We start from the raw sequence: 12,994 nt of genomic DNA, 5'->3' as shown, positions 1-12,994 counted from the left end.
CGCAACACTTTGTGTATGAATTAGTTGGCTAATTTTATTTTATTTACTGAATGTCCCTTTTTCATCAGACTCCGTATGGTGTTGATGACATCGTTATCTTTATTTATTATATTTTTCAAGTAATCCGATTGCTACTTCGTCACCCAAGTCTCTTGCTTTTTGCAAATTTGAGATTCCCTTTTCCATTTGTTTCTGTTGAACTTGGATATACCCTAACATACGGTATGCCGGTGCATTTTGAGGATCGATGGATATAGCCTTCTCAAGTGCTTGAATAGCTTCTTCTACTTGATTGACACGTAAACATACACCTCCTTTTTCTACCCAGTAATTAACATTGTTCGGATCTAATTCTACAGCTTTGTTTATGTCATCAATTGCTTGCTGGTACATGCGGCATTGCATTTCAGCTTGCATACGAGTGAGATAAAATTCAGCAGAAACTTGTCCCAGCATGGCATCGTAAAAGTCATTATAGTCTGCTACCGCTCCTCGATAATCCTCTATTGCAATTTTTGCACCTGCGCGTTCATACAAATAAGGAGCTGCATCTTCTCCATAAGGCTTATTAAATCGTGCAACGGCACTATCCATTAGGGCAACAACTTCCTTTTTGTCTACTCCTTCCATCAAGTCTTTGGCTTTAGCGCTCGAATAGAATGTTGCAGCGGAAGCAAGCGGGCTCTTGTTTACCTTGTCGTAAGCCGTAAAGGCTTCTGCATATTTCTGCATGGCGAAATAAATATCTCCTTGTACTTGATAGTATATAGGTTGCTGAGCTATTTGGATAGCCTCATTGATTTCATTTAGTGCACGGTCGAAAGTCCAGTCGGCATAAGTAGGTTTATCTCCTTTATTCAACTGATAACTGTAAATCAGTTTAGAAATATTATAGTGAGCATCATCCTTTTGCTTCGATAAATCAAGCATTTTGTTCATGTCCTCGGTTGCCAGAGCATTGTGAGCATCATCACCGTAATTCATATAACAAGTAGCCCGACGCAGATATCCTTCCTGATTTTCCGGGTATTTGGCAATAAAATCGTTCAACAGGTTCAGATAGCTGTCACGGTCGAGTGTAGATGCTGCCATATAGAGGTATACCAATGCCTGAGATTCATCCTCAGGAAGCCCTTTCTTTATGCCAATAGACTTAAGAGTAAGATCGTTTACCGATAGGGCACTAATCGAAAGAGAAGATGCATAGGTAACTCCGATGGCATAACTTTCCTTACTTTCCGGATCAGAATTTTTCTGGATTAACCCCAGAACTTCTCCGTTTGCATTCATTACTGGACAGCTTACTGTTTTGTCTGTAGTTTGCATATTCAGCGTATAGTAGAAAGAATTGTTGCCTATCGTATCAATTTTGGCTATTGTACCATTTTGTCCATCGGCCGATTTTTGAGTGGAGTATGGAAGCAAATAAACTGTTTCACCCAGTGTCGCGGTCTGTGAAGCAGGTTGAAGTGCGGCAGCCTTTTTGTCAAATTCAGTTTTGAACTTAACAACATCGTAAATATCGTTTGCTCCCATAATATATTTTACGGGTAGCTCTTTACCGTCTGCTGTTACGATGACTGCATGATCTGCTCCTTTGAAGAGTGTATAATCAGATACGGCAGTTCCTTGTTCGTCGATATAGAATCCGTTTCCCGTATTTAATATTTGGTTCTCTTTGTTATAAGTTATAACAGAAAAGACCGCTTTTCTGGCTTTGCTTGCCCATTTGGGAAGCTCTTGTGAAAATCCCGTAAGGAATGACATTCCACAAGCTAATATAAGTATTGTCTTTTTCATGTACTTTTACGTTTATGTTTTATTCTTCATTTGTGAATCCACGCTGCTTGATAGCTTCGTAGATAAGGATACCTGCTGCAACTGATACGTTAAGTGACTCGATGGAGCCGAACAGTGGAATCTTAATCCATTCATCGCATAAAGCAAGATGTTCGTAAGGTACTCCCGTATCTTCTGCTCCCATGATGATACAAGTAGGATCTGTATAAGTTGCCTTGGTGTAATCGTAGTCGCCTTTTTCGGTTGCAGCAACAATTTTGAATCCGCTTTCTTTCAGGAACTTAATCGTATTGGTAAGATTATTCTCACGGCATACAGGGATGGTGTGCAATGCACCGGCAGAAGTCTTGATGGCATCGGCATTTACACTGACACTATTTTTCGAAGGGATAATGATAGCATCGACTCCGGCACATTCACAGGTACGTGCGATAGCTCCAAAGTTTCGTACGTCAGTAAGCCCGTCCAGCATAATCAGCAGCGGGTTCTTTCCTTGTTCGAAGAGGAAAGGTACGATGTCCTCCGTACGTTGATAGGTGATAGGAGAGATAAATGCTATTACTCCCTGATGATTCTTTTTCGTGATACGGTTGATGCGTTCCACAGGGACACGCTGTACAGGGATAAATGTATCTTTCAGTACGGCAAAGAGTTCTTTCGAGAGATCACTCTGAATGTCTTTTTTCACCAGTACTTTATCTATTTCCTTACCTGCCTGTATGGCCTCTATGACGGCTCTTACGCCGAATATCATTTCATTTTTTTCAATCATATCTTTTTATTTTCGTTTTTTTTAAAGACTTGAGTTTCCTTCCAGTAGCGCACGAGCATTGTTCAGTGCCGCTTCTGTAAGTGTGCTTCCACTCAGCATATTGGCAATCTCCTGTACACGTTCTTCCTGTGTAAGCAGTCGGATATGGCTGTTAGTCCCCGTTTCGGTATCCTCTTTATACACCTTGTAATGGGAAGTGCCTCGTGCCGCAATCTGTGGCAGATGAGTTATACTGATAACCTGACGGTTCTGGCGTCCCATATCCTGCATGATAAGTGCCATCTTTTCTGCAATCGAACCAGATACTCCAGTGTCGATTTCATCGAATATTATAGTTGGAAGCTTCACTGCTCCGGCAATCATGGCTTTCAGTGAAAGCATGACACGAGCAATTTCTCCTCCTGAAGCAATGGAGGCCACATTCTGCAATGTCCCGTTTTTGTTGGCAGAAAAAAGAAATGTTACACTATCCATTCCTTTGGCATCCGGTTCCTTACGTGGAGTCAGTTCTACGGCAAAGCGTACATTGGGCATTCCTAATGGAACGAGCAATGACTTCATGTGCTCCTCTATATGGCGTGCAGATGTTGTACGGAGTCCGGTCAGTAGTGAAGCCTGTTTCAGTACCTCATCATACAACTGTGCTTTGTGATTGTTTAGCTCAGCAATACGGTCATCGAAGGAAGTAATGGCATTCAGTTGCTTGCGGTAATTGTCTGTCAGCTCGATAAGTGCTTCCACCGAATCGACTTTGTGCTTTTGCTGAAGGCTGTAAATCTGGTTCAATCGTTCGTTTACATAATCCAGTCGTGAAGGATTGAACTCGATTTCCTCTTCGGCTCCTGCCAGGTCGTGTGCTATATCTTTCAGTTCGATGTAGCAACTGTTCAGCCGTTCAGTCCATTCTGCAGCCGGAGCATATACACGTGCGATGTTCTGCAAGGTTTGCATACATTCCTTAGTCTGTGAAAGCGCTCCACCTTCTTCACCGTCTATCAACTGTTCTGCCTTGTACAGTCCAGCTTTGATATCTTCTGCATGGCTCAAGGTTTCAGCTTCCTGTTCCAGCTCACTCTGTTCTCCTTCTTTCAGATTAGCTTCTTCCAGTTGTTCCAGCTGGAAACGAATGTAATCTTCATCCTTGCGGCTTTTCTCTGCCTGTTCGATAAAATCTTCCAGTTCACGGCATACCTGCCTGTAGTCTGCATATACTTGCTGGTACTGGGCAAGTTGTTTATCATCCTGCGCCAGAATATCCAGTATATTCAACTGGAAACCCTCTTTGTTGAGTAGCAGGTTCTGATGTTGACTATGTACATCAATCAGTTTCTCTCCCAGAACTTTCATCTGAGCCAGTGAGGCTGGAGTATCGTTTATGAAAGCACGACTCTTTCCGTTTGCCGAAACCTCCCGTCGCAGAATACATTCTTCGGGATCATATTCGATGTCGTTTTCGGCAAAAAAAGATTCCATGCCATAGCTGGAAATGCGGAACCGGGCTTCGACAATACATTTGGATGCTCCGTTCTTGATAGCTTTTACATCGGCACGCTGGCCCAATAGTAGACCAATCGCCCCCAGAATGATAGATTTTCCGGCTCCCGTTTCGCCTGTAATGACCGAAAAGCCGGATGAAAAGTCAATGTCCAGCTTGTCGATCAATGCATAGTTCTGTATATAAATAGACTGTAACATACGTATTCCTTTCGGTTTACTTAATGGAGTATGGCAGCAAGTTTATCGATGATATCTTCCGCCACTTCCTTCTTTCCCTTCAGGGGATAAGGCGTTTTTCCCTGTCGGTCGATAATCGTGATTTTATTGGTATCACAACGGAAACCGGCACCTTTGTCGTTCAGCGAGTTGAGTACAATGAAATCGAAGTTCTTCCGTTCCAGCTTGTCCTGAGCATGCTGCACTTCATCGTTGGTTTCCAGAGCAAAGCCAACCAGACATTGATGCGGTTTCTTTTCCTTGCCCAGTGCTGCTGCGATATCCTGAGTCGGTTTCAGACGTAGAACCAGATCTTCTTTTTCACGTTTGATCTTGTGGTCGGCAGTCTGTTCCGGTGTAAAGTCGGCTACTGCTGCGCACAGAATACCAGCATCTGCTCCGGCATATGCCTCTTTTGCAGCAAGATACATCTGTTCTGCACTTTCCACCTCTATCCGATGGATGCGCGGATGTACGGCCTTCATGTTTACCGGTCCGCTAATAAGTGTGACTTCTGCACCACGTTCGGCACAGACCTCTGCCAGCGCATAGCCCATCTTTCCCGAAGAATAGTTTCCGATAAAACGTACCGGATCTATCTTTTCGTAAGTCGGGCCAGCGGTAATCATTACCTTTTTGCCTTTCAGGTCCTCCTGTCGGGCAAAGAAAGTCTCCAGTACCTCCACAATCTTTTCCGGCTCTTCCATTCTTCCTTTTCCCACCAAGTGACTGGCAAGCTCGCCCGAAGCCGGTTCGATGATGTGATTTCCGTACGAACGGAGAATATCGAGGTTATGCTGTGTAGAAGGATGAGCAAACATATCCAGGTCCATTGCCGGAGCCACGAACACGGGAGCTTTCATAGAAAGGTAAGTAGTAACCAGCATATTATCGGCTATCCCGTGTGCCATCTTACCGATGGTTGAAGCAGTAGCAGGAGCTATAACCATAGCATCAGCCCATAATCCCAGATCTACGTGACTGTGCCATGTTCCGTCGCGCTGCGAGAAAAACTCGCTGATGACAGGCTTGCTGGTCAGCGCCGAAAGTGTAATAGGAGTAATGAATTCTTTTCCGGCAGGAGTGATGACGATTTGTACCTCTGCACCTTTTTTTATCAGGAGGCGTGTAAGCACGGCTGCCTTGTAGGCGGCAATACTTCCCGTAATGCCCAATACTATTTTTTTCCCTTTCATTCTGTTTATTTCACCAATCCGCTTTCGCGCAATCTGATTTTAGTCAGTACATTTTTAGTATTCAGTGTAAAATCTCCGTTCAGGATCCAGCCATAATACCCCGGATCACGTTGCAGAACTTCGGCTACCGGTATACCTTTGTATTTACCAAAGTTGAAGACTTCCACGCCATTATCGTCGAATACAATGCGTCCTGCAAAATCTACATTTTTGCTGTAAGTAGAATAATCGGACAAAAACTTGATGTCGTTTTCCAGTACATCGGGATAACGGTCGAGTTGAGCCTTCAGTACTTCATATGTAGCGCGTGTATCAGCTTCTGCGGTGTGAGCGTCTTCCAGATTCTTGCCGCAGTAGAACTTGTAGGCAGCCGAAAGTGTACGCTGTTCCAGCTTGTGATAGATAACCTGGACGTCGATAAACTTGCGCTTAGTCAGGTCTATATCAATGCCGGCACGCAGAAATTCTTCTACCAGCACGGGCACATCGAAACGATTGGAATTGAATCCGGCAATATCTGCTCCCTCCAGATCACGGGCAATATCCTTGGCTACTTCCTTGAATGTCGGACAGTCTGCCACATCCTCGTCGTGTATGCCATGTATAGCTGTAGAGGCTTCCGGAATGTGCATTTCCGGGTTGATACGCATGGTCTTACTTTCTTCGTTTCCGTTTGGATAAACTTTCAGGTAACAGATTTCGACGATACGGTCAGTATTTATATTTGTTCCCGTGGTTTCCAGATCGAAGAAAATCAGGGGATTCTTTAAATTCAGTTTCATAAAATAGAAATATTTGTTTCGGCACTGCCTGTCTTTTCGGTGAACTCTTCTCATTGCCGGGTGGACAAATCCGATATGCGGAGTCTTTCGCCAATGAGAAGGGCAGGCCGACTTTGTTTGTTTTTTATCAATCGTTCAGCATCATTGGCATCAGCAGCATGAGGATGTCTTCGTTTTCTTCCTGTTCTTCCGGAACGATGACTCCTGCGCGTGACGGATCTGCCAGTTCGATTACCACATTCTGTGATGAGAGGTTGTTCAGGATGTCGATCAGGAAAGAAGACTTGAATCCGATGCTCATGGCATTTCCTTCGTATTGGCAGATAATGGTTTCTTCGGCCGAAGTAGAGAAGTCGATGTCCTGTGCAGAAATCTTCATCTGGTTTTCCGACAGACTCAGCTTAATCAGGCTGCTTGCCTGTGAAGAGAATACCGACACACGGCGAAGTGCGCTGATAAACGAAGCACGATCGATGATAGCCTTGTGCGGATTGTTCTGAGGAATGACCGAATTGTAGTTCGGATAACGGCCTTCTATCAGGCGGCAGACCATGCGGTAATTTTCCAGTGTAAACGAAGCGTTACGGTCGTCGAATCCGATTTGTACGTCACCTTGTTCTTTCGGCAGTAAGTTCTTCAGCAAGTTTGCCGGCTTCTTGGGCAGGATGAATGCAGCTTTCTCGTCGCTGTGCGCAGCAAAAGTCTTGCAGCGTACCAGTTTATGACCGTCGGACGCTACAAGAGTGATGTCTTCCGGAGTTATGTCGAAATAAATACCGTTCATTACCGGGCGTAATTCGTCGTCGGCAGTTGCGAAGATACAGCGGTTCACGCCACCCATCAGTACATCGGCCGGCATGTTTACCTGAACTGCATTGCTGCCCAGTTCCTGAGTCTGCGGATATTCGTCAGCATTTTGTCCCATTAAGCTATATTTACCGTTCTGGTATTGTACAGTAATCTCCAGATTGCTGGGGTTTATCTGGAAACTCAAAGGCTGTTCCGGAATTTCTTTCAGGGCTTCCAGCAAGGTCTTGGAAGAAACGGCCAGACGTCCGTCGCCGTCGAACTCGTTGACTTCGATGGAAGTCGACAATGTGGTTTCATTGTCGGACGCAGTCATCGACAGTGTTCCGTCCTGCAACTCCAGAAGGAAACAGTCAAGTATCGGTAAGGAATTCTTTGAGTTGATAACACGACTGATAGCCTGTAAGTGGCTGAATAAGGCTGTACTTGAAACAATAAATTTCATGGTCTTTCTTATATTAATTATTTTCTAGTTATATCATCAGATACTTCTGCAACGGGCTCTGCCGTCGGGAAGATAACACGCTTTGTTGCATGCTGTTTATCTTGCCAAAGTTACGAAAAGATTGTAGAAGCATCGCAAAAAAGAGGGTAAAAATTAGTTTACTTGTTCAGAAAAGCGTAATTTCGTGACCGATTTAAAAACTAAAAATATGGAATTAGCAGGAAAAGTGATAGCAGTTCTTGAGCCCAGAGGTGGTGTTTCAAAGAATGGTAATGAATGGAAGGTGCAGGAATATGTCATCGAAACTCACGATCAGTATCCTCGCCGGATGTGCTTCGATGTGTTTGGCGCAGACAAGATACAGCAGTTCAATATTCAGGTAGGGGAGGAATTGAATGTCTTCTTCGATATTGATGCACGCGAATGGCAGGGACGTTGGTTCAACAGTATCCGTGCGTGGAAGGTAGAACGTGTAGGTGCTGCTCAGCAGATGCCGCCGATGGATGCTCCTTTCCCGCCGATGAACGCAGCTCCGGCTGCTCCCGTAGATTTTGCGGCTTCGGACGAAAAAGACGATCTGCCTTTCTGATTTTTCTGCTGGCAGATGAAATAATACCGGACCCGTGCAGGTTGTTTTCCAATATACGCCTGTACGGGTTCGTTGTTTGTAAATATATGCATCCGACGATTATTTGAAATCGGCTGGATATGCAAGTAACTGATACATGATGGCTTTTGCCATACGGTAGTGTCCGTTGGCATTCGGATGCAGGCGGTCGGTCGTCGCATCGTGAAAATATTGAGAATGCTCATCAAACATCGGGTAGAGTCCGCAGATACTGTTCAGGTCGATTACCGGAACAGCCCATACGTTTCCGGCTTCCTTTATCACGTTTACATATTCGTCTACGTAGAGGCCCAGCTTGTTGGGAAACGCTTCTTCCGGCTGAATGTTGTTGTTGCTGAAGCGGGCCTGTGCACGGTGTATCGGTGTCAGCAGGATGATTTGTTTGGTCGGGAAGTTCTGCTTCAGGTAACTTAGTGCCTCGTTGATTCGTCCCCTGAACGTGTTGCTATTCAGGTCGGCGCTGCGTTTCTTGCGTACTTCCTTGCCTCCGCCTTTTACGGTCGTTTCTTCGTAATTGAACGTGTACCATTCTCCTAAAGGTACTCCGGCATTATAATCGTTTGTTCCGGCAAAAATAATGATGGCGTCTACGTCATCCCCAACGTCTGCTTTCAGCTTTTGAGCTTGTTTCAAGATACCGTTCCACTGATTGCCGTTGATGCCGTACACCAATGGCTCGAGTCCCAGCATTTCGGCCAGGTACTGCCAGTAATTTTTGGTGGTTCCTACGTGTATCTTGTCGGTGATAGAGTCACCCAGAAAGGCGACTTTTTTTCCGTTCCATTGATTTTGCCGGATGCATTCTGTTGCTTCGGGCTCATTTGTCGTTGCCATGCCGGGAATCGTCTGAGAGGAGAGAAGGAATCCCGAAAGTAAGCATGCCATATATTTTGTGTACATGATATTTGTATTTCTTTGTGTTTTGGATAAGGAATGAAAATAAGGCACAGATAACACGGGATAACATACCGGCTTTGATTCCGGTAGCCCATGTAGTCTGTGCCTCCTTCTGAAAGTGGTTTTATTCTTTTATTCCCACTCGATTGTGGCGGGTGGTTTTGAAGAAATATCGTAGCAAACGCGGTTTACGCCTTTTACCTTGTTGATGATGTCGTTCGAAACCTTTGCCATAAACTCATAAGGCAGATGAGCCCAGTCGGCTGTCATGGCATCGGTACTTGTAACGGCACGCAAAGCAACGGCACGTTCGTAAGTACGTTCGTCACCCATAACACCTACGCTCTGTACCGGAAGCAAGATAACTCCAGCCTGCCATACCTGATGGTAAAGCGAAGTTTCATTGCCGTTGGCGTCGGTAACCTTCCAGTCGCGCAAGCCCTGAATGAAGATATCGTCAGCATCTTGCAGGATACGTACCTTTTCGCGTGTAATATCGCCCAGAATACGTACGGCAAGTCCCGGTCCCGGGAACGGATGGCGGGTAATGAGGTGTTCCGGCATACCCAGCTCGCGACCTACACGGCGTACTTCATCCTTGAACAACAGGCGGAGAGGTTCGCAAAGTTTCAGGTCCATCTTTTCGGGCAGACCACCAACATTGTGATGACTCTTGATAACAGTTCCTGTAATAGACAAAGACTCGATGCAGTCTGGGTAAATAGTACCCTGAGCCAGCCATTTCACGTCTTTTATTTTGTGAGCTTCTTCGTCGAATACGTCGATGAAGCCTTTACCGATAATCTTACGCTTGCGTTCCGGTTCGGTTACGCCTGCCAGTTCGCTGAAGAACTTTTCGCTGGCATCTACGCCGATAACGTTCAGGCCCAGACATTCATAGTCGTGAAGAACGTTCTTGAATTCGTTCTTACGCAGCATGCCGTGGTCTACGAAAATACAAGTCAGGTTCTTGCCGATAGCCTTGTTCAGCAGTACGGCTGCTACCGATGAGTCTACACCGCCGCTCAGTCCAAGAACAACTTTGTCGTCACCCAGTTGCTTTTTCAACTCGGCAACAGTCGTTTCGATGAACGATGCAGCACTCCAGTCCTGCTTACCTCCACAGATATCTACTACGAAGTTCTTCAGCAACTGTGTACCATCTTCTGTATGGAATACTTCCGGATGGAACTGTACGCCCCAGAGCTTTTCACCTTTTGCCTGATAAGCTGCTACTGCAACCTTGTCGGTAGAGGCAATGATTTCAAAATTTTCGGGGATAGCTGTAATGGTATCTCCGTGGCTCATCCACACCTGAGAGTTTTCGCGGATGCCTTTCAACAACGGGTTCTCGTGGTCGAACTTGGCCAGATGTGCACGTCCGTATTCACGTGTGTTGGCAGGTTCAACTTTACCTCCGTTGGTATACGCCATGAACTGTGCGCCGTAGCAGATACCCAAGATAGGATATTTGCCGCGAATATCGGTCAAATCAACTTTGAAGGCCTTTTCATCGTATACAGAGAAGGGGCTTCCTGAGAGGATGACACCGATAACCGACGGATCATTGTGGGGAAACTTGTTGTAGGGAACAATCTCGCAATACATGTTCAGTTCGCGTACGCGGCGGCCGATGAGCTGCGTGGTCTGTGAACCAAAGTCGAGAATAATGATTTTTTCCTGCATATTTTATTCTGTAAAATTTTCTATGCGTGCAAAGATACTCATATTTTTTTATAAATGCTACAAGTGCTTCGGAAAACGTGGGCATCTTTCGCCAAAAATGTCTCGACGTTTTTTTATTTTTTGTACAGAAAATAAAATCTTTTGTACAAATTTTATTTGTCACTTCTGGACTGGTTCTGAATGATGTCAGGATGTCTTTCTGTAAAGATGGCCTTGTACAGAACTTGCTTATGCCAGTTGCCGCACGTGTCTGTGTGTTTTCTCCGGCCTTTTTGCATAATGCATTTTCCGTTTGTTGTACTCTGTTTTCCCGGAAATGCTATTCCTTTTTAGTTGCCTTTTGAGTTGTTTTATTGTCTGGAAAGCTTTGCAGGAATATTCTCCTTATATATTATAGATAGCGAAACGGGCAGAACGCATATCGGGAAAAACGCTGCTGGGTAAGGCAGACGAAATGGTTACTTAATATATAAAGGAGAATGGAAAGCAATTCGTAGACCGATTGCAATAAAGGCTGGGAAGAGGTTGGTGTTTGTCCCGAAGGACAGAAAGGAGTATTGCATGGTGTGAAAACAATCTACGTGTAAAGTACGGATTGCAAAATGACATGAAACGGAGTTTGCAACAAAGCTTTCCATGAAAATTACTGAAAAAACAAATCGATTTTTTCTTAATTTTAATACTTTTCGTGCCCAAGTTCAAAAAGAAATTCTTATTTTTGCAACGCAATCAGGAAAGAAGGGGTGGATAAATCCTGAATACCTGAGGGCTGAGATTTAAAAAAGCGAGTGTTTTAAAATTGAATTATAAAACCTTTAAAATTTAAACAAAATGATTAAAGTAGGTATTAACGGTTTCGGTCGTATCGGCCGTTTCGTATTCCGCGCAGCTCAAAACAGAAACGATATCCAGATCGTAGGTATTAACGACTTGTGCCCGGTTGATTACTTGGCTTACATGTTGAAATATGATACAATGCACGGTAAATTCAACGGAACTATCGAAGCAGACGTTGAAAACAGCAAATTGATTGTTAATGGCAAAGAAATCCGTGTAACAGCTTGCAAAGATCCTAAAGAATTGGCTTGGAACGAAGTAGGTGCTGAATACGTAGTAGAATCTACTGGTTTGTTCTTGACTAAAGAAAAAGCTCAGGCTCACATCGAAGCTGGTGCTAAATATGTTGTAATGTCAGCTCCTTCTAAGGATGACACTCCGATGTTCGTTTGCGGTGTTAACGAAAAGACTTACGTTAAAGGTACTCAGTTCGTTTCTAACGCTTCTTGTACTACTAACTGCTTGGCTCCTATCGCTAAGGTTTTGAACGACAAATGGGGTATCACTGATGGTTTGATGACTACAGTTCACTCAACTACTGCTACTCAGAAAACTGTTGACGGTCCTTCTATGAAAGACTGGAGAGGTGGTCGTGCTGCTTCTGGTAACATCATCCCGTCTTCAACTGGTGCTGCTAAGGCTGTAGGTAAAGTTATCCCGGCTTTGAACGGTAAACTGACTGGTATGTCTATGCGTGTTCCGACTTTGGACGTATCTGTAGTTGACTTGACTGTTAACTTGGCTAAACCGGCTACTTACGCTGAAATCTGCGCTGCTATGAAGGAAGCTTCTGAAGGCGAATTGAAGGGTATCCTGGGTTACACTGAAGATGCAGTTGTTTCTTCTGACTTCTTGGGTGACACTCACACTTCTATCTTCGATGCTAAAGCTGGTATCGCTTTGACTGATACTTTCGTTAAGGTTGTTTCTTGGTATGACAACGAAATCGGTTACTCTAACAAAGTATTGGATCTGATCGCTCACATGGCTTCTGTAAACTGCTAATCAGTTAAAATAACCATATAGCGGAGCCGCTCGGTTTTTACCCGGGCGGCTTTTTTATTTTTATATCTGTAGGCTTTTTGATAGGGGGGTTTGGGTATTTTATAGTTGCTTGTACTTTTGTTTGCCTTGTCAGAGCTGTCTTTTGGGTGGAAGTAGAGGGGTGTGGGTGCTTGGCTCGTATCAGAGAGGAAGTAGCTTTGGCGCGTGTTGTTATTTCTTGCTGAGGCAAGGAATTGTATTTGCTGTTGAGGGATTTCGATGTTGAGGCTATAAAAAGGATTTGTCTTTGGTGAATAGTTGGCTCGGACTGGGCGATAATGAAGGAACTGTATTGTTGAAAGTGGCCAGATTAGGGAATGTCTTGGAGGCAGATGAGAAGGCGTCTGGGTAGAGAAGTGTTAGGCTGTTGTTTGTGTTTGCTTTGTT

Annotated in this window: 10 protein-coding genes; 2 read left to right on the top strand and 8 right to left on the bottom strand. The window is 44.5% G+C overall.

Annotation, left to right across the window (positions count from 1 at the left end; all coding sequences use genetic code 11):
• Positions 1-99 precede the first annotated feature (99 nt).
• The 6 genes from WKT12_RS14355 to dnaN form a co-directional block, all read right to left on the bottom strand.
• On the bottom strand, positions 100-1,800 hold the full coding sequence (locus tag WKT12_RS14355) for a tetratricopeptide repeat protein (RefSeq protein ID WP_340320127.1): 1,701 nt from the start codon (positions 1,798-1,800) through the stop codon (positions 100-102).
• Positions 1,801-1,819: 19 nt separating this feature from the next.
• A complete protein-coding gene (rlmB, locus tag WKT12_RS14350; RefSeq protein WP_021969934.1) occupies positions 1,820-2,572 on the bottom strand; it encodes a 23S rRNA (guanosine(2251)-2'-O)-methyltransferase RlmB in 753 nt (250 codons plus the stop codon).
• A gap of 21 nt (positions 2,573-2,593) precedes the next feature.
• Positions 2,594-4,267, bottom strand: coding sequence for a DNA repair protein RecN (gene recN / locus WKT12_RS14345; RefSeq protein WP_021969933.1), 1,674 nt, complete (start codon positions 4,265-4,267; stop codon positions 2,594-2,596).
• Between the two features lie 20 nt (positions 4,268-4,287).
• Complete coding sequence (gene coaBC / locus WKT12_RS14340) at positions 4,288-5,481, bottom strand: bifunctional phosphopantothenoylcysteine decarboxylase/phosphopantothenate--cysteine ligase CoaBC (protein WP_340320126.1); 1,194 nt, start codon at positions 5,479-5,481, stop codon at positions 4,288-4,290.
• Positions 5,482-5,486: 5 nt separating this feature from the next.
• A complete protein-coding gene (locus WKT12_RS14335) occupies positions 5,487-6,263 on the bottom strand; it encodes a 3'-5' exonuclease (protein ID WP_021969931.1) in 777 nt (258 codons plus the stop codon).
• Positions 6,264-6,390: 127 nt separating this feature from the next.
• A complete protein-coding gene (gene dnaN / locus WKT12_RS14330; RefSeq protein ID WP_021969930.1) occupies positions 6,391-7,515 on the bottom strand; it encodes a DNA polymerase III subunit beta in 1,125 nt (374 codons plus the stop codon).
• A gap of 208 nt (positions 7,516-7,723) precedes the next feature.
• Between dnaN and WKT12_RS14325 the strand changes: the two genes are divergently transcribed.
• Positions 7,724-8,104, top strand: a complete 381-nt coding sequence (locus WKT12_RS14325; protein ID WP_021969929.1) for a DUF3127 domain-containing protein — start codon at positions 7,724-7,726, stop codon at positions 8,102-8,104.
• Between the two features lie 99 nt (positions 8,105-8,203).
• Here the strand turns inward: WKT12_RS14325 and WKT12_RS14320 are convergent, their stop codons facing one another.
• Together WKT12_RS14320 and guaA are read right to left on the bottom strand one after the other, a co-directional pair.
• The gene (locus WKT12_RS14320) at positions 8,204-9,028 is read right to left on the bottom strand and encodes an SGNH/GDSL hydrolase family protein (RefSeq protein WP_340320125.1); all 825 of its coding nucleotides are present in this window, start codon (positions 9,026-9,028) and stop codon (positions 8,204-8,206) included.
• A gap of 144 nt (positions 9,029-9,172) precedes the next feature.
• Positions 9,173-10,726, bottom strand: a complete 1,554-nt coding sequence (gene guaA / locus WKT12_RS14315; protein ID WP_021969927.1) for a glutamine-hydrolyzing GMP synthase — start codon at positions 10,724-10,726, stop codon at positions 9,173-9,175.
• Between the two features lie 831 nt (positions 10,727-11,557).
• Here guaA and gap point away from each other — a divergent pair.
• Positions 11,558-12,568: a type I glyceraldehyde-3-phosphate dehydrogenase gene (gene gap, locus WKT12_RS14310; protein ID WP_204444500.1), complete on the top strand. Its 1,011-nt coding sequence runs from the start codon at positions 11,558-11,560 to the stop codon at positions 12,566-12,568.
• The last annotated feature ends 426 nt before the right edge of the window (positions 12,569-12,994 follow it).

It is taken from the genome of Phocaeicola sp. HCN-6420 (assembly GCF_037890145.1).
Classification (GTDB): Bacteria; Bacteroidota; Bacteroidia; order Bacteroidales; family Bacteroidaceae; genus Phocaeicola.
This window is presented reverse-complemented; position numbering and strand designations above follow the sequence as displayed.